Raw genomic sequence first — 18,134 nt, 5'->3', positions numbered from 1 at the left:
CCGTTGCAACCGCCGGTGCCGGCCCCGGCGGGGCGCGCGCTGGACGCCAGCCGGCGGAATCTCTAGAAGTGGAGCGCTCTCGCGGGGAGAGCGCCGACGGTCCGTCCAGTGAAATTGCAGCGATACTTCGTCGTGGGAGGCGCAGGCTTCATCGGAAGCCATTTCGTCGACCGCCTGCTCGACGACGGCAAGGCCGAAGGCGTGACCGTCTACGACAATTTCTCGTCGGGACGCCATTGGCACGTCGAGCGGCATGTCGGCGATCCCCGCTTCTCGATCGTCAAGGCGGACGTGAAGGACCTGGCCGCCCTGACCGAGGCGATGAAGGGTCACCAGACGGTCATTCACCTCGCCTCGAACCCGGACATCGCCAAGGCGGCGACCGAGCCGGACGTCGACTTTTACGAGGGCACCTGCCTCACCCACCAGGTCGTCGAGGCGATGCGCCGGACGGGGACGGGCAAGATCCTCTATGCGTCGGGCAGCGGCGTCTACGGCGACATGGGCGAGACCGAGGCGAGCGAGCAGCATGCGGTGGGCGCTCCGATCTCCACCTACGGCGCGAGCAAGCTCGCCGGCGAGGCGCTGATCAGCGCCTACTGCTTCATGTTCGGGCTGCGGGGCAGGGCCTTCCGCTTCGGCAACGTGGTCGGGCCCCATCAGACCCACGGCGTGGGATTCGATTTCGTGAGACGGCTGCTCGACGATCCGACGAGGCTCGCGATCCTGGGCGACGGCCGGCAGAGCAAGAGCTACATCCATGTCGGCGACGTCATCGACGCGGTGCTGGCGGCGCACGCCGAACCAGACCCTGCCTACGACGTGTTCAACGTCGCGACCGGCGACTACATCACCGTCACGGAAATCGCCGAGCTGGCGATGGAATGCGTCGGGCTCGCTCCGGGCAGCGTGACGCTGTCCTATGCCGGCGGCGATCGTGGCTGGAAGGGCGACGTGCCGGTCATCCGCCTGGCGACGGAGCGGATCCGCCGGACCGGCTGGCGATGCAGCCGCAATTCCCGCGAAGCGCTTCGCGCCGCCATGTCGAGCATGGTCGACGACTTTCGTGCGGGCAAATTGTAGCATGGCGGCCCGTGCCGTCTTCCTGGACCGGGACGGCGTGCTCAATCGCGTCTCCGTCGTCGACGGTGTCCCCCGGCCACCCCAGACCTTCGAGCAGTTCGCGATCCTGCCGGGCGTCGAGGAAGCGTGCACCACACTGCGCCGGGAGGGGTTCAAGCTGATCGTCGTGACCAACCAGCCCGATGTGGCGCGCGGCCGCCAGTCGCTGGAGATGGTCGAACGGTTCAATCGGGAGCTTCGTGACCGGCTGGCGCTCGACGATCTCCTCATGTGCCTGCACGACGACCATCATGGCTGTGACTGCCGCAAACCCAGGCCTGGCATGCTGCTCGCGGCCGCCGGCGCGCACGATATCGAGCTGGCAAGCAGCATCATGGTCGGCGACCGCGACAAGGACATCGAGGCCGGGCGAGCGGCAGGCTGCGCGACGGTGTTCGTCGATGGGGGCTATGGACAACGGCCGCAGCCGCCGGCGAATCTCACGGTGGCGAGCTTGCTTGAGGCCGTACCCTGGATCGTCAGCCAGGGCCGGCCGGAGAAATGACGGGGGCGAGGACGATGCTGCGGACCAAGATTTTCGCCGATGGCGCGGACCTGCCGACCCTCGAGGCGCTTTGCGCCAACCCGGCCATTCGCGGCTTCACGACCAACCCGACGCTCATGCGCAAAGCCGGCGTGTCGGACTACGCCGCCTTCGCCCGCTCCGCGCTCGACCTCGTCGGGGACCGCCCGATCTCCTTCGAGATCTTCTCGGACGAACTGGACGAGATGGAGCGCCAGGCGCGCACGCTCGCGGGCTGGGGCAGCAACGTCTACGTCAAGGTGCCGGTGACCAACACGCGGGGCGTATCGGCCGCCGACCTGGCGCGGCGGCTCTCGCAGTCGGGCGTCCGGGTCAACGTGACCGCGGTCATGACGCTGGCCCAGGTCGAGACGCTGGCGAAAAGCCTGCATGGCGGGGCGCCCAGCAACATCTCGATCTTCGCCGGGCGCATCGCCGACACCGGCATCGATCCCGTCCCCCTGATGCGGCAGGCGCTGGAGATCGTCCGGCCATCGCCGACCATCGAGCTCATCTGGGCGAGCCCGCGGGAACTGCTGAACCTGGTGCAGGCGAGCGAGATCGGCTGCCACATCATCACGGTGACCGCCGACATCCTCGGCAAGCTGCCGTTGCTCGGGCGGAACCTCGACGAATATTCGCTGGACACTGTCAAGATGTTCCACGGCGACGCGGCGGCCGCGGGCTATCGCCTCTAGGGGGCGTTACGACGGCCGGTCGGCGCGAAGAGCGCTGAGGCCGTTGCGCATCATGTGTGTCGATCGCGCCAGCCGGTCGACCATCGGTCGGGGCAAGCAACGGACGGCCGCCTTGCGCAGGCGCGCCCAGTAGGGAAGGGTTTCGGCCGGAGCCTGTCCCGGCGGCACGCGTGTCTGGGTCAATGCCTTGGGCAGGGAGTCCACGATGGACTCGTGGGCGTAGACGAACACGTTGTGCCGGTACCAGAGATACACGGCCTTGTTGGCCCGGAGCCTGGGCCGCAGGAAATCGAAGAGCTGGAAGCCGCGCGCGGCGAACTTGGCCTGCCAGTACCGCGGCGGCTGCTCGTTGACGTGGTGTTCGCCGCCCTGTCCCGGCGTCGCCGCGGAGAACAGGATGAGCCGGCCATGGCGCGTCAGGCTGTCGATGAACGTGTCGGCCGCCTGTTCGGGAATGTGCTCGGCGACCTCCAGGCTCTCCACGAGGTCGAACTGACGGCCGACGTCGAGGGGGAGCGAGAGGTCGCGGGCCAGGAACCGATCCTTCGCGATGTGCAGCCTGTCCTGGTCGACATAGGGGCCGTCGACGCCCTGGACCAGGCGGGCGCCGTGCTCCAGCCAGACCGACAGCCAGACACCCCGGCCGCAGCCGAGATCGAGGACGCTCTCGATGGGAACCAGCTCGGCCAGGTGGCGAATGACATGGTCCGCCGAGATCGCGGCGGTCCGGTCGGCCGTTTCGAAGAAGCGGTTGTTGTAGGCGTACAGCGGGGCCGTCCCGAGGGCTAGGCGGCCGCGCCGACGAGCTTGGTGGCGCAGCAGTAGATGTGGGCGTCGTGGGGCCGCATGAAGCGGTTCCGCGAGTGTCCCTTGTCGAGCAGGAGATTGACGCCGTACTTAAGGTCGTTGAAGCCGGCCGCGCGGAGTTCCTCGTCGAGGCGGGTCTGCCACCATCCCGACTTGTGCTCGTCGCCCGGCCAGCGCTGCCAGCCGTAGAGCGTCGCGAAGACATGGTCGATGGTGAACGGGATCTCGCGGCCGGCGAAATGGTCGACGACGTAGCCGCACCAGACCGGGACGTCGGGGACGTCGAAGTAGAAGGAGCCGCCGGGCTCGAGCATGCGATGGACGTTGCGGAACGTTTCGGCCACCTGCTGATAGGTCAGGTGCTCGACGACGCCCAGCGCCAGCACCTCGTCGAGCGAGCCGTCCGGAAAGTCGATCTCCCAGGGGTCGCCGACGATGTCCACGCCCTCGAAGGCGTTCACGTCGTTGTGGATGTAGTTCGGGGTCGGGCGCTGCCCGCAGCCGATCTCGAGCTTGCGCAATGTGGACGAGGGCAAGGGGGTCACGATGGAATCCTCAGTCGGCCAGCTTCACGACGATCGCGTGTCCGCTGATGTTGTAGATTACAACCCTGTCGCTTTGTCCAATCATTTGATTCACGAAGCGGGTAACTCCCGAACAGGAGTAGAATCCGTAGTCGTCGAGCACGATGACGCCGCCGACGACCAGTCGCGGCCAGGCCCAGGCAAAGGTCTGGCTCGCCGATTCGTAGACGTCGACGTCGATGTGGCAGAGCCGCAGCCGGTTACTGCCGATCTCGTGCGCCGTGTCGTCGGGAAACATGCCCTTGTGCACGAGCACGTTGGGAAGCTCCATCCGGCGGGCCAGCGACTGGACCTCCTCCAGGCTGGTGTCGGCGTGCTCGCCGCCGACATAGCTGGAATCCCGGCTGCCGGCCTTCACGACGCCCTCGAACGTGTCGCAGAGATGCACCTTGCCCCCGTTGCCGTCGAGCTGGCTGCGCCGGGCCATCAGGCAGCCGGTCCCCCCGCGCCAGACCCCGACCTCGAGAATGTCTCCTTCGTGGTCGCGGAGCTGGCCGACCAGGCTCCACAGTTCCCAGCACCGGTACTCGTCGACCAGCGTGTTGCGCCGGATGGCGTTCAGCGCCGTGCGGAAGTCGACGTCGGCGAGCCACGGCGCGTAGGCCGACTGGCTATAGATGCCCTCGTACTTGAGATCGGGAATGGCGGCCGTCGCGAGCAGCCGGCGCAGCCTGCCCTCGGGGAGGGCGGCGGCCATGCCGGGAATACGGGCCAGCAGGCCGAGGGATTCGATGGCGACCGCGCGGGTGACCGAAGACATCAGGTTCGAAAGCCACATGAAGTCCGCTACTCCTGGACCCGACGATCGGGGCGCGGCCAACGACATCCGTCCTGCGCGCTTTTGACTAACATGGACCGCTCGACGGCGACAAACGATGGCGGGTTCCGGTTCATCGCCGGTCCGGCGACGGATCCGTCCGGCGCGACGCGGCGGCGGGCAGGCGGAGCCACAGGACCAGGCCGGGCATGGACGCCGCCAGGAGGGCGAGGCCGAAGAGTACGGAGACGACGAGGCTCTGCTCGGGCCTCATGCCGTAGAAGCCGAGCAGCAGGACGAAAGCGCCTTCCCGCACGCCCCAGCCGCCGAGCGACACCGGGACCAGCGCGATCAGCAGGCCCGGCGCCAGGGTGACGGCGCAGTCGACGAGGGTGAGCGGGGCGCCGGCGCCGCGGCTGACCAGGTAGAAGGCGAGGATCGCCGCGGCCTGGCCAAGGAGGCCCGTCCACAGAAGCAGGCCGACATGCGAGGACCGGGCGACGGTCGAAAGGGCGCGGCCCAGCGAGGCGAGGGGCCTCAGCAGCGGACTCCGGTCGAGCCGGCCGGCGATCGCGGCGAGGACGGCGAGGCCGAGCAGGACACCGACGCAGCCGGCGAGCATCAGCCAGAGCAGCCAGCGCGCCGGATGGTCGCCGACGCGGCCCAGCAGGACCGGAATGGTCAGGCAGAAGCAGAGGACCACGGCCACCAGCCCGACGAGCCGCTCGATCAGCACGCTGTTGGCGGCGACGCCGAGCGGCACGCCGGCCCGCGTGCAGAACCAGATCCGCCAGGCATCGCCGCCGACCGACGACGGAAGGACCTGGTTGAAGAACGCGCCGACATAGAGGGCGCGGGCGACGGTCGGCGTGGGGAGCTCCTCTCCGAGGCTGGAGAGAATGGCCCGCCAGCGCGGGATGCTGATCGCGGGGACGGTCATGAGGACCACGATGGCGAGGCAGGCCAGCCAGGGATCGACCCCCGCCAGCAGGACGGACAGCCTCCCGAGGTCCATGGTGTGGAGCAGCAGCCCCAGGATGAGCGCGGAAAGCGCGACCTTGAGGGCGAGGCGCCAGCGGACCGACGCGGTGGCCTGCGGCGCGGCGCCATCCCGCGCGGTCTCGGTTCGGGCCTGCTCCGGCGCCGCCGCGGTCACAGCCCTTCCTGTTCGGCATAGCGGGTGAAGTCGGCGAGGCCGGTCGGCGATCCCACCTCGTAGAAGCGCTGGGCGACCTCGTATCCCGCGAGCGCACCCCGGCGGCTGAGCCTGCCCAGGACGTCGGCGAGGTCGACCACGGCCGCTTTCGGGATCTCCGTCTCGACGAGGTTGCTCGACAGAACCAGCAGGCCGTAGTCGATGTGCGTCATCGTGGCGCGGACACGCTCGTCGCAGTGCTTGTCGTAGAGCGCCACCAGCGGAGGATCGTAGACGACGTTGCTGCGGTCCCAGCGATTGTCGTTGCGCATGACCGTCATCAGGGCCGGTTTGCCGCTGCGCGCGAACCGCTCGAGGACCGGCGGGTAGGCGATGGGAAGGAACGAATCGCCGTAGAGGACGAAGAAGGAGGGGCGAAGTCCGGTCGTTGCCAGGGCATGCCGAAGGGCGCCGCCGGTGCCGAGGAGCTCGCGGCCCTCGTCGGCGTAGCTGACCCGCAGGCCCCAGGCGCTTCCGTCGCCGACGAAGTCGACGATCTGGCTGCCCTTGTAGCCGATGCAGTAGACGACCTCGGTGACGCCCTGCCGTGCGAGCCAGTCGAGCTGGTAGGCGGCGAAGGGCCGGCCCCGGACCGGCACGAGAGCCTTGGGGATCTCCTTGGTGATGGCCTGCAGCCGCGTGCCGAGGCCGCCGGCCAGGATCACACTCTGCATCGTCCGGCCTAGTCCCTCATGATGGTGGTGGAGCCGTCATGGTCGAAGCGGAACGGCACTTCCATCAGGTTCTCCCGGGCCATGGCGGCCCGGAGGCGGGTGCGGTCGGTGGCGTAGAACAGGAGGAAGCCGCCGCCGCCGGCGCCCACCATCTTGCCTCCGATGGCACCGGCGTCGCGGCCCACCTCGTACCATCGGTCAATGTCGCCATTGGACATGTTCGCCGAGCGCTTGCGCTTCATCTCCCAGTGATCGTGCATCAGCCGGCCGAACTCGTGGGTGTCGCCCTGCTCCAGGGCGACCTTGATCTCCGCCCCGAGCTGCTTGACGTAGTGCAGGTTCTCGATCATCGCGGCGTCGTTGCCGGTCGTGCGCTTGTCCTGGTCGGACAGGATGTCGGTCGCGGCGCGCGAGTAGCCCGTGAAGAACAGGAGCAGGTTCTCCTCGAGATCGGTGAACGTCTGGTTGGAGATCGCGAGCGGCGACGCCGTCACGCTGTCGTCCGGGTTGAACTCGAAGCAGGTGACGCCGCCGTACGAGGCGATGTACTGGTCCTGCTTGCCGATCGGATGTCGCAGCACGTCGATCTCGATGTGGCACGCCTCCTCCGCCAGGGCCTCGGCCGTGACGTAGCCGCGCTTGGCCGCGTGGAGGGCCCGCAGCAGGCCCACCGCGAAAGTGCCGGACGAGCCGAGGCCGGTCCCTGCAGGGATGTCGGCCAGGCTGATGATCTCGATCGATGGCGGCGTGCCGTGCCGGCGCAGCGCCTCGCGGACGATCGGATGCTGGATCTCGTCGATCGTGTCGACGTGCTCGAACCTCGAGTACTTGACCTGGTAGCCCGGGCTGAACGTCTGGTTGACGCCGACATAGATGTACTTGGTGATCGCCGCCGAGATCAGCGAGCCGCCGAAGCGGCGGTAGTAGGAGGGCAGGTCGGTGCCGCCGCCGGCGATCGATATCCTGAGGGGCGTGCGCGTCAGGATCACGACCGGATCTCCGGCTCGGTGGCCGACGGTTTGTCACCGTGGGCGACCTGCGCGGGCGGCGGCGGAGCGGGCGGATTGAAGAAGCGGTCGACGATGTAGGACGGCCGGCCTTTGACCTCGTCGTACACGCGGCCGATATACTCGCCGAGGATGCCGATCGCCACGAGCTGAACGCCCCCCAGCAGGGCGATCAGGAGGGTGATCGTCGGCAGGCCGAGCGGATAGTCCTTGGCGAAGACCAGCTTCTCGACGGCGACGTAGAGACCGATGAGCAGGGCCCCGCCCGCGATGGCGAGCCCGGCGAAGAGCGTGCCCGTGAGCAGGGCCGTCGAGAAGCCGATGATGCCGTTGAGGCCGATGCGGATCGAGCCGAAGTATCGCGGGTAGTTGCTGTCCCCCACGGCGCGCTCGCTGCGATCGAACTCGACGAAGGTCTGGTTGAAGCCGACGAACGCCACGAGGCCGCGCAGGAAGCCGTGTCCCTCCTTGAGCCGGCAGAGTTCGTCGATCACCCGGCGGTTCATGATCCGGAACTCGCCGGTGTCCTTCGGGATCTCGACATCCGAGAGGGCGTTGATCACCCGGTATCCGACGAAGGACATGAGGCGCCGGACCGCCGGTTCCTTGCTCCGCCGTCGCCGCTTGGCGAGAACGACGTCATAGCCCTGCCGCAGCTTCTCGTGGAGCTGGGGGATGAGCTCGGGCGGGTCCTGCAGGTCGACGTCGAGCACGACGCAGCTGCGCCCGACGCAATGATGCAGGCCCGCCATGACGGCCGCCGGCTGGCCGAAGCGGCGGCTGAAGCTGAGCAGCCGGATCCTGGGATTGCGCAGGATCTCCTCGAGGATCACCTCCTTCGTCCGGTCGGGCGAGGGGTCGTAGCAGAACAGGATCTCGTAGCTGCCGATGGACGCGAGAATGGGCTCCACGCGCGCCAGGAAGATCCGGATGCTCTTTTCCTCGCGGAAGACGGGGACGACGAGGGAGATGTCGGGCGGGTTCGCGTCTGCCGCGTCCGATGAACCATTCCGGGGGGCGCCCAGGATCGTGGGCTCGGCCGGCTGCTCTACCATTTTGTGCGGTTGACCATCAGTTTCGGATGCGACACCAGGCAGTGCCAGACGACGGCCTGGAAGGCCTCGCTGTGGGGCGTCACCAGGCCGGCATCGACCACGGGGATCTTGACGACGGCATGCGCGACCCTGGCGGTGTAGCCGCCGTCGCGCCCGACGATCCCGAACACGGCGAGGCCTCGCCGGAGCGCCTCGTCCAGCGCCTCGACGAGATTCGGGCTGACATTGCGCTCGCGATCGCCGCCGCCGACCGACAGGACGAGGATCGCATCCTTGTCGTTGGCACGGCTGGTCTTCAGCCAGGCGGCAAACACGCTCGACCACCCGTCGTCGTTCGTGCGCGCGGTGAGCTCGGAGACGTTGTCCGTCGGCGCATAGGCCTCGACGTCGCAAAGCTTCCGGAAATCGTTCACGGCGTGCGATGCGTTGGCCGCGCTTCCTCCGACCCCGAGGATGAAGAGGCGTCCCCCGCGGCCGCGCACGTCGGCGATCCCGTCCACGATACCGTCGACGGCGGCGACGTCGATGCTGGCGGCGATCTCGCCGACCTGGCGGAGGAATGTCTGCGTGAAGCTCATGGGCGAAACCCTACGTACGAATCGTCGCATTCGAAAGCCGCTGGTCGCGGCGCCACCAAGGCCGCCGGGCCAAGCTCGGGCCTGGTTGGGGCGAGAACGGCGGTAGGCTCGTCGCGATCCGGCCGGAGACGCCGGGGCAGGGCGGACGGATTGAAGGTATGCGAGGCACGCAATTCCAGGTTGCTATATCGTTGGCTCTGCCGTGCCCTGCCATGAAGGCCCATGAGCCCGCCGGTGGTGTTCTTCGTCGGGTTGAAGTAGCACACTGTCAGCGCGTTGAGGAGGGATACCTGACAATGGACTCGGCTATCGGTGAACCCGGTTCTCACGTCCGGTCCTTCAACGCCCTCCCGGCCAGGTTGTTTCCGTACGTCACGACCGGCCTGGCCCTCCTGGCGATCGGCCTGACCTGCTGGATCGGCCTGCAGCGCGGGATGGACAAGGCCCTGAGCTTCGGGCCGCAGTCGGAGGAGAACGCCATCGCGGTCGCCATATCCGAGCTGGTCTACGGCCTGGACGGCTACCTCACTCACTACAAGGTCCTGGAAGCGCTGGAGGAGCCGATCAGCCGCGGTGCCAGCGGGGCGAACGACCCGCGGATCCAGCCGAACCTCCGCAACGGCGCGCTCATCAACGAAGGGATCGAGAACGCCACGAGGCTCGGTTCGCTTGCCCCGGTCTTCGTCTTCGACGGGGGCCTCAGGACCATGGTCTACGACGACGTGGGGATCGTGGACTTCATGAAGGTCGCCTTCGCCACGTTCGGCTTCAGGATCGAATCGCTCTACTTCCTGTTCTTCGCCGCGCTGACGCTCAGCACCCTGGCCTTCTCGCTGCAGTTCTGGGGACGGCCGCTGGCGCAGGTGCTGATGGTCTGCAGCGTCTCGGCGTTCATCATCGAGTTGCAGAGCCGCGTCTTCTCGGTGGACATGCCGACCTTCTGGGGGATGCGGCATGGTTCCACGCTCGCCCTCGTGCCGACGCTGCATCTGGCCCTGCTGCTGATCTACAGGTGCCGGCTCAATCTCGTGGCGCTCGCCCTTGCCGCGCTGCAGGTGGCCATCCTGGTCCTTGCCATGAAGATGCGCGGGACTGCGCTATGGGCCGTCCTCTTCCTGGCCGGCTTGACGCTCCTGCTCGCCTGGTCGACCTGGCGCCGGAGCGCGGACGAGCGCAGCCTCCCGTCGCTCGCCAGGCTCGCCGTAAAGTGGCCTTTCGTGCTGGTCCTGGCGGGCATTGCCGCCAACTGGCTCTACACCAGTTCCAAGCTTCATCCCGTCTATTTCACCGACGATGTCCTGCCCTATCACGGCGCCTGGCATTCGGCGTTCCTCGGCCTCAACACGTCGCCGGACTTCTGGCCCCTGACCGGCGTGGTCGACGGGGCCGCCGCCCACGCCGATTCGCTGGGCTACAAGGCGGCGTTGGCCTACCTCAAGGAGCGGAAGTTCATCCACCTCGAGCAGGACTACCTTTCGCCGTGGACCAAGACCTTCAAGATGAGGCTCCACGACAACATCATGCGGCGGGTGTTCTTCGGGCTGGTCGCGGGACATCCCAAGGAGACGATCGCCCTCTACCTCTACTGGAAACCCATCCAGATCTGGGCGGTGTTCACGAACGTCGTGGAACGGGTGCCGGTCGAGGCCTGGCTGGTCGCACTGCTGGGCGCGACCCTGCTGGCCGGGCTGCTCGTCGTGGCCTTTCCGGCGATCGGTGCGCGCGAGTTCAGGGCACCCTTCATGACCGTCCTGGGGGCGTTCGTCGTGTCCTTTCTTCCCAACATGTGGGCCTATGGTTCGGCCCACACGATCTCCGATTCGCTCCTGCTGGTGTTCATCCTGGCGACCTTCGGCGGTTGCTGGGCGGCGGCCGCCGCGATGCTGCGGTGGCGGGCCCGGATCCCGCAGGGCAGGGTTGCTTAGAAGCATTCGCGACGATGCATTTGCCGGGCCACCGTGGCCGGGGTGACGGGCGCCGGCGGACTGCGCATGCGCTGATTCGGCGGGCATCGGAGCGGGCATGGACAGCCCCGTGTGGTTTCTGTATGGCGTCTGCCAAACCTCGTTCCCCCCTCGTCGCGAGCCGTGCTAGAGACGTGCGCACGGACCTGACCCGAAAGATGACTGTTGGCATGAAGCATCAGACAGCGCTCAATTATGCGACGGACCTCGATTCGGTCCAGCAAGCGCCCCTGGACGACCGCAGCCGCTTCCTGCGAACCCTCATCTTTCGCGCCATCGAGAACGGTGGCCGCGGGCACGTCGGGCCCGCCCTGTCGCTGGTCGAGATCATTCGCGTCCTCTACGACGACTTCCTCCGCCACGACCCGGCCCGTCCGGACTGGCGCGACCGCGACCGGTTCATCCTCAGCAAGGGCCATGGCTGCCTGGCGCTCTACGCCGTCCTGGCCGACCGCGGCTTCTTCGACATCGGCGAGCTCGACCGGTTTTGCCACTTCGGCTCGTTCCTGGGCGGCCATCCCGAGACGGTGGTGCCGGGCGTCGAGGCCTGCACGGGGGCACTCGGCCACGGCCTGTCGATCGGAATCGGCATGGCGCTGGCGGCCCGCATGTCGGGGCGCGACAGCAAGGTCTATGTCCTGATGGGCGACGGCGAGATCAACGAGGGATCGGTCTGGGAGGCGGCGGCCTGTGCCGACAAGCATCGCCTGTCCAACCTGACGGCGATCATCGACTACAACAAGATCCAGTCCGCCGGCAGCGTGTTCGAGATCCAGAACATGGAACCCCTGGCCGACAAGTGGACGAGCTTCGGGTTCAAGGTGTTCGAGTGCAACGGTCACGACGTGGTCGAGCTCGGCCGGGTGTTCCGCGAGGCCGCAGCCTGGGCCGGTGACCGGCCGCGGGCGGTCATCTGCCATACGGTCAAGGGCAAGGGCATTCCGGTCGCCGAGAACAATGCCTCCTGGCATCACAAGTCGGACCTATCAGAGAGCGACCGGGCGGCGATCCGCTCGGCACTGGCGGGCTGAACCATGCGCAAGCGCAGCCTCGACATGGTCCATACGCTCGCCAAGCGCGACGAGCGCGTCGTCTTCATCGGTTCTGATCTCTCGCCCGGCCTGCTCGGCGGTATGAAGAAGGAATTTCCCTCCCGCTACTACATGGAGGGCATCGCCGAGGCGAACGTCATCGGCATGGCGGCCGGCATGGCGATGGACGGGTACATCCCCTACGTCAACACGATCGCGACGTTCATCACGCGCCGCTGCTACGAGCAGGTCGCCATCGACCTCTGCCTGCACGACCTGCCGGTGCGCCTGATCGGCAACGGCGGCGGTTACGTCTACGCGCCGCTCGGCCCGACGCACGAGGCGATCGAGGATATCGCCATCATGCGCGCCCTGCCGCGGATGACCGTGACCGCGGTCTGCGACGCCGAGGAGATGTCCCGACTCATGGAGGCGACGCTCGACTGGCCGCATCCGATCTACATCCGCCTGGGCAAGGGCGGCGATCCGGTCATCAGCAAGCCCGAGCGCGGCTTCGCGATCGGCAAGGCGATCGACATGATCGACGGCCAGACCGGCGATTCCGACGTGCTCCTGATCGGCACCGGCGTGGCGACCACCCAGGCGCTGAAGGCCGCCGAGGCGCTGGCCGCCGAGGGCGTCCGCTGCCGCCTGCTGCACGTCCATACCGTGAAGCCGCTCGACGTCGAGGCCATCGTCGGCGCGGCCGGCCGCACCGGGCTGATCGTCACCGTCGAGGAGCACAGCGTCGTTGGCGGCCTCGGCAGCGCCGTCCTCGAGGCGCTGGCCGACAATCTCTCCGTCCCGATGCCGCCGGTGAAGCGGCTGGGCATACCCGACCGCTTCGCCGAGCACTATGGCAGCCAGCAGAAGCTGATGGAGCATTTCGGCTTCGACGCCAGGAGCATCGCCGAGACCGTCCGAGCGGCACGCGCCAGGAGCGCGGCGTGAGCAACCTGCCGACCTTCTGGCGGGACGACGAGCTCGGGATGGCGGAGTCCTTCGTGCGCGAGGGCTATGTCATCCAGCCGGCCGAATCGCGGGGCGATCTCGACCGCATCCGCGACCTCATCGCCGACATCACGGCCTCGTATCTCAAGCTGCCGCCGGCCGAGGACAAGGGCGCCTTCCTCGATCGGATCCACGAGAAGGTCGACGTGCAGCGCCTCAACGACCTGAGGCTCGCCGTCATCCGCGAGATGAACGAGGAGCCGTGGACGCGGCTCGCGTATTTCAACACCGCGCGGCGCGCCCTCGAGGTCCTGGTGGGCAACGAGCTCGCGATGCAGCTGCGGATCAATCTCAGCATCCAGCTGCCCAACGACGACAGCTCGCTGCTCCCGGTCCATGCCGACGTCTGGGCCGGCGATTCGCCCTACGAGGTCGTGCTCTGGGTGCCGTACGTCAACGTCTTCGGCACCAAGACCATGTACATCCTGCCGCGCGACAAGGACTCCGAGTACCAGGCGCGCATGGGCGAGCTGAAGCTCAAGTCGGCGGAGGCGCTCTACCGGACCATCGAGCCGGACCTGACCTGGCTCGACATTCCCTACGGCAACGTGCTGCTGTTCACCCAGAACGTCATGCACGGCAACGTCGTCAACCGCGAGCCCGAGACCCGCTGGTCGAGCAACTGCCGCTTCAAGAGCATCTTCTCGCCCTACCACGACAAGAAGCTCGGCGAGTTCTTCGAGCCGATCCTGGTCCGCCCCGCGACCCGGATCGGGGCGGGCTACAGGCTGCCGTCGGTGGCCTGATGCCCGGCAACGACAAGGGGTATCGCGGCTACGTGTTCAGTCGGGCCGTCGAGGGTCACAGGGCGCCGCAGCACATCCAGAACCTGGTGATTCGCGACTATGCGGCGCGGCGCAAGCTCCACTATCTGCTGAGCGCCACCGAGTACGCGATGCCCGGCTGCTACCTGATCCTGGAGCAGGTGCTCGACGACCTCGCCTCGGTCGACGGTGTCATCCTCTATTCGATGTTCATGCTGCCGCAGGAGGCGTCGGCGCGGCAGCGCGTGTATGCCCGGCTGCTGGACGCCGGCTGCGTCCTGCATGCCGCCGTCGAGGGCTTCGTCCTGCGGGACGAGGCGGACGCCGAGCGCTGGGAGAACGTGCTGCAGACCTCGGACATCTGCAGGGCCCTGGAGTATCAAGAGATCGAACGATGGCTCATGTAGATTTCATCGGTGCCCTGCACAACCGGACCAAGCGTGACTATGTCGGGCGCGTCGTGCAGCATGACAAGGCGTCCTGCGCCGAGGTCGCCAAGAAGTACGGCCAGGACTACTGGGACGGCGAGCGCCAGTACGGCTATGGCGGCTACCGCTACGACGGTCGCTGGCTGCCGATCGCCGAAGCGATGGCCAAGCACTACGGGCTGAAGGCGGGCGACCGCGTGCTCGACGTCGGCTGCGGCAAGGGCTTCCTGCTGCACGAGTTCACGCGCGCCGTGCCGGGCATCCACGTCGAGGGCATCGACGTCTCGGAGTACGCCATCGCCAATGCCAAGGAAGAGGTGAAGCCCTTCCTCAAGGTCGGCAACGCGGTCTCGCTGCCCTACGCCGACAACTCGTTCGACTACGTCGTCTCGCTGGGGACCCTGCACAACCTGCCGATCAAGACCCTGTTCGACGGGGTGAAGGAGATCGAGCGGGTCGGCAAGGGGCGCGGCAAATACATCATGGTCGAATCGTTCCGCAACGAGCGCGAGCGCATGAACCTGCTGTACTGGCAGCTCACCTGCGAATCGTTCCACGACGTCGAGAACTGGGAATGGATCTACCGGCAATGCGGCTACCAGGGCGACTGGGGCTTCATCTTCTTCGAATGAACCGGCGACCGACGGCGACCACCCCAGACAATTCCACGATTGGATGCCCCACTGATGCTTGATCTGGTGACTGGCGGAGCCGGCTTCATCGGCTCCCACCTGACCGACCGGCTGCTCGCCTCCGGGCGATCGGTCCGTGTGGTCGACAACATGGAAGTCGGCAAACCGCGCAACCTCGAGCAGCAGAAGGGCAATCCGCGCCTCGAGGTCCAGGTCGCCGACGTCGCCGATCCGGCGGCCATGAAGAAGGCGATGGAGGGGGTCGAGCGGGTCTTCCATCTCGCCGCCCTGGCCGACATCGTGCCGTCGATCGTCAACCCGGAAGGCTACTTCCGGGCCAACGTGGTGGGAACGTTCGTGACCCTCCAGGCGGCCCGCGCCGCGGGGATCAAGCGCTTCGTCTACGTCGCCTCGTCGTCCTGCTACGGCATCCCGGACACCTATCCGACCCCGGAATCCTCCGAGATCCGTCCGCAGTACCCCTATGCCCTGACCAAGTGGCTGGGCGAGTGCGAGGTCATGCACTGGGCCCAGGTCTACGGCCTGCCGGCGATCTCGCTTCGCTTCTTCAACATCTACGGGCCGCGCGCCCGCACCAGCGGCACCTACGGCGCCGTGTTCGGCGTGTTTCTGGCCCAGCTGCTGGCCGGCAAGCCGCTGACCATCGTGGGCGACGGCGAGCAGACCCGCGACTTCACCTACGTGTCGGACGCCGTTGATGCCCTGGTTTGCGCCGCCGACTCGGCCAAGGTAGGCTTGTGCCTCAACGTCGGCAGCGACAAGCCCGTGTCGGTGAACTACCTGGCGAAGCTTCTCGAGGCCCCGGCCACGGTCCACATCCCGAAGCGTCCGGGCGAGCCCGACTGCACCTTCGCCGACACGACTCGCATCAAGCAGGAACTGGGCTGGACATCGCGCGTGCCTATCGAGCAGGGCGTCCAGAACATGCTCAAGGTGATCGACTACTGGCGGGACGCTCCGGTCTGGACGCCCGAGTCTATTGCCGAGGCGACCAAGGACTGGTTCGCCTATCTCGGCCGATCTTAGGCGTCTGGGGGTTTCGCGGTACATGATGGACAAGGTCAAGACGCTCGAGCAACTCGGCCAGATCGCGTCGGAAGCCAAGGCCAAAGGCAAGAAGGTCGTTCTCGCCCACGGTGTGTTCGACATCCTCCATGTCGGCCACAAGAGGCACCTCGACATCGGCAAGAACCACGGCGACCTGCTGTTCGTCACGCTGACGACGGACCGGCACGTCAACAAGGGACCGGACCGGCCGGTCTTCCCGGAGAAGCTGCGCGCCGAGATGGTGGCGGCGCTGGAATGCGTCGACTATGTCGGCATCTCGCCGAACCCGGGCGCCGAGCATGTCATCGAGACGGTGAAGCCCAGCCTCTACCTGAAGGGCTCGGAGTATGCCGACGAGGAGGCCGACGTCACCGGCCGCATCAAGACCGAGCGGATGGCCGTCGAGCAGCACGGCGGCAAGATCCTCTATACCGAGGACATCACCTTCAGCTCGTCAAACCTCTCCAACCGCGTGCTCCAGCTCTATCCCGAGGAGGCGGCGGCCTACCTCAAGGAGCTGCGCACCCGCATCTCGGTCGAGGACGTCACGAAGCAGGTCATGGGCGTCGGCGGCCGGCGCTGCCTGGTGATCGGCGACACGATCCTCGACGAGTACATCTACGTCGAGCCGCTGGGCAAGCCGGCCAAGGAAAACATCATCGCCACCAAGTATCGCAGCCGCGAGATCTTCGCCGGCGGGGCGATCGCGACCGCCAACCTGGTCGGGCAGATGTGCGAGAGCGTCGACCTCGTCACCCTGCTGGGGAAGGAGGACAGCCGCGAGGACTTCATCCGCTCCAGCCTGCATCCCAACATCAATCTCGTGCCCTTCTACCGCGCGGGCGGGCAGACCACGGTGAAGAGCCGGCTGGTCGATCCGGCCTACGTGAAGAAGCTGATCGAGGTCGCCTACATCACCGACGAGGACCTGACGCCGCCCGACCAGGCGGCGCTCAACGGCTGGGTCGAGAAGAACATCGCCAATTACGACGCGGTGATCGTGAACGACTTCGGCCACGGCATGATCGATTCGGCGCTGGTCGACATCGTCTGCCGCAAGGCCAAGTTTCTGGCGGTCAACGCCCAGACCAACAGCGCCAACCGCGGCTTCAACCTGATCACCAAGTATCCGCGGGCGGACTTCATCTGCATCGACGAGCCGGAGGCCCGGCTGGCCGCGGTCGAGCGCTACGCGCCCATCGAGACCGTGGTGCGCGAGAAGCTCGAGAAGCGCATCGACTGCCACACGTTCGTCATCACCCACGGCAAGCTCGGCAGCATCGTCTACACGCCGCAGGCCGGGGTGAAGCGGATCCCGGCCCTGACCGGCGAGGCGATCGACACGATCGGCGCGGGCGACGCCTTCTTCGCCGTGGCGGCCCCGCTGCTGGCCAGTGGCAGCGATCCCTTCCTGGCGGCGTTCATAGGCAATGCAGTGGGCGCGATGAAGGTCCGGATCGTCGGCCAGCGACACCAGATCACCAAGCCCGAGATCCTGAAGTACCTGTCGACGCTCTTGAAATGACAGGGGAAAAGGCGTTTTGTGGCCGGGTATTTTCAGTCGCGTTGCGAATCCTGTCGGGGAGTGACTCGTGAGGCAGCACAAGGCTTCGGCTGCAGGGCTGATCGGTGACTATGTCGAGGTCCTGTCGTCGGTGATGCGCAGCGCCATCGCGACGGACGCAAACGGCAAGGAGGTCGCCCTGGACTTCGCGGTCGAGTGGGCGGTCGGCGCGGCCCGCCGGGTCACCGAGGCCGGCGGCAAGATCATCTTCGCCGGCAACGGTGGCAGCGCCGGCATCGCCAGCCACATGGCGACCGACTACAGCAAGAATGGCGGCCTGCGCGCCTGGGCCATGAACGACGGCAGCATGCTGACCTGCCTCGCCAACGACTACGGCTACGAGCACGTCTTCGCCAAGCAGATCGAGTTCCACGGACGCCAGGGCGACATGCTGGTGGCGATCAGCTCGTCCGGCCGCTCGCCCAACATCCTGGGCGCCGTCACGGCGGCCCGCAGGCTCGGCTGCACCGTTCTCACGCTGAGCGGCTTCAAGCCCGACAATCCCCTGCGCAGGACCGGAGACATGAACGTCTTTCTCGATTCCGGAGCCTACGGCTATGTCGAGATCGGCCACCTCGCCCTCTGCCATGCGATCCTCGACTACAGCATGGAATGGGCGAAGGACGGCCGCGCCGTCGCGAACGCTTGAGCTGAACAGGAAGCTGGCACATC

Annotated in this window: 20 protein-coding genes; 12 read left to right on the top strand and 8 right to left on the bottom strand. The window is 67.0% G+C overall.

The features are described from left to right. The first annotated feature begins 108 nt into the window (after positions 1-108). From ACO073_RS19515 to ACO073_RS19505, 3 genes are read left to right on the top strand one after another with little or no spacing between them, the layout of a single operon-like run. On the top strand, positions 109-1,083 hold the full coding sequence (locus ACO073_RS19515; RefSeq protein ID WP_421999491.1) for an NAD-dependent epimerase/dehydratase family protein: 975 nt from the start codon (positions 109-111) through the stop codon (positions 1,081-1,083). Position 1,084: 1 nt separating this feature from the next. Continuing rightward, positions 1,085-1,627, top strand: coding sequence for a D-glycero-alpha-D-manno-heptose-1,7-bisphosphate 7-phosphatase (locus ACO073_RS19510; protein WP_421999489.1), 543 nt, complete (start codon positions 1,085-1,087; stop codon positions 1,625-1,627). Between the two features lie 14 nt (positions 1,628-1,641). Beyond that, on the top strand, positions 1,642-2,343 hold the full coding sequence (locus ACO073_RS19505) for a transaldolase (RefSeq protein WP_421999488.1): 702 nt from the start codon (positions 1,642-1,644) through the stop codon (positions 2,341-2,343). A 6-nt stretch (positions 2,344-2,349) separates the two neighbouring features. On the opposite strand, the gene ACO073_RS19500 is transcribed toward ACO073_RS19505, so the two are convergent. The 8 genes from ACO073_RS19500 to ACO073_RS19465 all read right to left on the bottom strand — a co-directional run bounded on the left by ACO073_RS19500 (position 2,350) and on the right by ACO073_RS19465 (position 9,000). Beyond that, complete coding sequence (locus ACO073_RS19500; protein WP_422002182.1) at positions 2,350-3,015, bottom strand: class I SAM-dependent methyltransferase; 666 nt, start codon at positions 3,013-3,015, stop codon at positions 2,350-2,352. A gap of 113 nt (positions 3,016-3,128) precedes the next feature. Next, positions 3,129-3,695, bottom strand: a complete 567-nt coding sequence (locus tag ACO073_RS19495) for a class I SAM-dependent methyltransferase (RefSeq protein ID WP_421999486.1) — start codon at positions 3,693-3,695, stop codon at positions 3,129-3,131. Between the two features lie 10 nt (positions 3,696-3,705). Then, on the bottom strand, positions 3,706-4,512 hold the full coding sequence (locus tag ACO073_RS19490) for a TylF/MycF/NovP-related O-methyltransferase (RefSeq protein WP_421999485.1): 807 nt from the start codon (positions 4,510-4,512) through the stop codon (positions 3,706-3,708). Positions 4,513-4,624: 112 nt separating this feature from the next. Continuing rightward, positions 4,625-5,647 (bottom strand): lysylphosphatidylglycerol synthase transmembrane domain-containing protein, encoded by a 1,023-nt coding sequence (locus tag ACO073_RS19485; protein WP_421999483.1) that lies wholly within the window; start codon positions 5,645-5,647, stop codon positions 4,625-4,627. Then, a complete protein-coding gene (locus tag ACO073_RS19480) occupies positions 5,644-6,360 on the bottom strand; it encodes a sugar phosphate nucleotidyltransferase (protein WP_421999481.1) in 717 nt (238 codons plus the stop codon). The genes ACO073_RS19485 and ACO073_RS19480 overlap by 4 nt, the downstream gene beginning before the upstream one ends. A gap of 8 nt (positions 6,361-6,368) precedes the next feature. Next, the gene (locus ACO073_RS19475; RefSeq protein ID WP_421999480.1) at positions 6,369-7,349 is read right to left on the bottom strand and encodes a GHMP kinase; all 981 of its coding nucleotides are present in this window, start codon (positions 7,347-7,349) and stop codon (positions 6,369-6,371) included. After that, complete coding sequence (locus ACO073_RS19470) at positions 7,346-8,422, bottom strand: glycosyltransferase family 2 protein (protein ID WP_421999478.1); 1,077 nt, start codon at positions 8,420-8,422, stop codon at positions 7,346-7,348. Before ACO073_RS19470 ends, ACO073_RS19475 begins: the two co-directional genes overlap by 4 nt. Beyond that, positions 8,416-9,000 (bottom strand): SIS domain-containing protein, encoded by a 585-nt coding sequence (locus tag ACO073_RS19465; RefSeq protein WP_421999476.1) that lies wholly within the window; start codon positions 8,998-9,000, stop codon positions 8,416-8,418. Before ACO073_RS19465 ends, ACO073_RS19470 begins: the two co-directional genes overlap by 7 nt. Positions 9,001-9,359: 359 nt before the next feature. On the opposite strand from ACO073_RS19465, the gene ACO073_RS19460 reads away from it, so the two are divergent. The 9 genes from ACO073_RS19460 (at position 9,360) to ACO073_RS19420 (ending at position 18,111) form a co-directional block, all read left to right on the top strand. Further along, positions 9,360-10,925 carry a hypothetical protein gene (locus tag ACO073_RS19460; protein WP_421999475.1) on the top strand — a complete coding sequence of 522 codons (1,566 nt, stop codon included), beginning with the start codon at positions 9,360-9,362 and terminating at the stop codon, positions 10,923-10,925. Positions 10,926-11,134: 209 nt separating this feature from the next. Beyond that, the gene (locus ACO073_RS19455) at positions 11,135-11,995 is read left to right on the top strand and encodes a transketolase (protein ID WP_421999473.1); all 861 of its coding nucleotides are present in this window, start codon (positions 11,135-11,137) and stop codon (positions 11,993-11,995) included. A 3-nt stretch (positions 11,996-11,998) separates the two neighbouring features. Next, on the top strand, positions 11,999-12,946 hold the full coding sequence (locus tag ACO073_RS19450) for a transketolase family protein (RefSeq protein ID WP_421999471.1): 948 nt from the start codon (positions 11,999-12,001) through the stop codon (positions 12,944-12,946). Next, on the top strand, positions 12,943-13,752 hold the full coding sequence (locus ACO073_RS19445; protein WP_421999470.1) for a sporadic carbohydrate cluster 2OG-Fe(II) oxygenase: 810 nt from the start codon (positions 12,943-12,945) through the stop codon (positions 13,750-13,752). The genes ACO073_RS19450 and ACO073_RS19445 overlap by 4 nt, the downstream gene beginning before the upstream one ends. After that, positions 13,752-14,177 carry an LIC12192 family sporadic carbohydrate cluster protein gene (locus ACO073_RS19440; RefSeq protein WP_421999468.1) on the top strand — a complete coding sequence of 142 codons (426 nt, stop codon included), beginning with the start codon at positions 13,752-13,754 and terminating at the stop codon, positions 14,175-14,177. The genes ACO073_RS19445 and ACO073_RS19440 overlap by 1 nt, the downstream gene beginning before the upstream one ends. Then, positions 14,165-14,830, top strand: coding sequence for a class I SAM-dependent methyltransferase (locus ACO073_RS19435; protein ID WP_421999467.1), 666 nt, complete (start codon positions 14,165-14,167; stop codon positions 14,828-14,830). Before ACO073_RS19440 ends, ACO073_RS19435 begins: the two co-directional genes overlap by 13 nt. Before the next feature lie 54 nt (positions 14,831-14,884). Next, complete coding sequence (locus ACO073_RS19430) at positions 14,885-15,877, top strand: SDR family oxidoreductase (RefSeq protein WP_421999466.1); 993 nt, start codon at positions 14,885-14,887, stop codon at positions 15,875-15,877. Between the two features lie 22 nt (positions 15,878-15,899). Then, entirely contained in the window at positions 15,900-17,423 is a 1,524-nt protein-coding gene (locus ACO073_RS19425; protein WP_421999464.1) for a PfkB family carbohydrate kinase, read from the top strand. Between the two features lie 67 nt (positions 17,424-17,490). Then, entirely contained in the window at positions 17,491-18,111 is a 621-nt protein-coding gene (locus ACO073_RS19420; RefSeq protein ID WP_421999462.1) for an SIS domain-containing protein, read from the top strand. Positions 18,112-18,134: the final 23 nt, after the last annotated feature.

The sequence above is a fragment of the Reyranella sp. genome, from assembly GCF_965229815.1.
Taxonomy (GTDB): Bacteria; Pseudomonadota; Alphaproteobacteria; order Reyranellales; family Reyranellaceae; genus Reyranella.
The sequence above is the reverse complement of the archived record's forward strand: the minus strand, read 5'-3'. Positions and strand labels throughout refer to the sequence as shown.

Bases quoted from the DNA above. Each gene is read 5' to 3' on its own strand.
- ACO073_RS19510 (WP_421999489.1), top strand. From the start codon at position 1,085: ATGGCGGCCCGTGCCGTCTTCCTGGACCGGGACGGCGTGCTCAATCGC.
- ACO073_RS19505 (WP_421999488.1), top strand. From the start codon at position 1,642: ATGCTGCGGACCAAGATTTTCGCCGATGGCGCGGACCTGCCGACCCTC.
- ACO073_RS19490 (WP_421999485.1), bottom strand. From the start codon at position 4,512: ATGTGGCTTTCGAACCTGATGTCTTCGGTCACCCGCGCGGTCGCCATC.
- ACO073_RS19480 (WP_421999481.1), bottom strand. From the start codon at position 6,360: ATGCAGAGTGTGATCCTGGCCGGCGGCCTCGGCACGCGGCTGCAGGCC.
- ACO073_RS19470 (WP_421999478.1), bottom strand. From the start codon at position 8,422: ATGGTAGAGCAGCCGGCCGAGCCCACGATCCTGGGCGCCCCCCGGAAT.
- ACO073_RS19465 (WP_421999476.1), bottom strand. From the start codon at position 9,000: ATGAGCTTCACGCAGACATTCCTCCGCCAGGTCGGCGAGATCGCCGCC.
- ACO073_RS19455 (WP_421999473.1), top strand. From the start codon at position 11,135: ATGAAGCATCAGACAGCGCTCAATTATGCGACGGACCTCGATTCGGTC.
- ACO073_RS19450 (WP_421999471.1), top strand. From the start codon at position 11,999: ATGCGCAAGCGCAGCCTCGACATGGTCCATACGCTCGCCAAGCGCGAC.
- ACO073_RS19440 (WP_421999468.1), top strand. From the start codon at position 13,752: ATGCCCGGCAACGACAAGGGGTATCGCGGCTACGTGTTCAGTCGGGCC.
- ACO073_RS19435 (WP_421999467.1), top strand. From the start codon at position 14,165: ATGGCTCATGTAGATTTCATCGGTGCCCTGCACAACCGGACCAAGCGT.
- ACO073_RS19430 (WP_421999466.1), top strand. From the start codon at position 14,885: ATGCTTGATCTGGTGACTGGCGGAGCCGGCTTCATCGGCTCCCACCTG.
- ACO073_RS19425 (WP_421999464.1), top strand. From the start codon at position 15,900: ATGATGGACAAGGTCAAGACGCTCGAGCAACTCGGCCAGATCGCGTCG.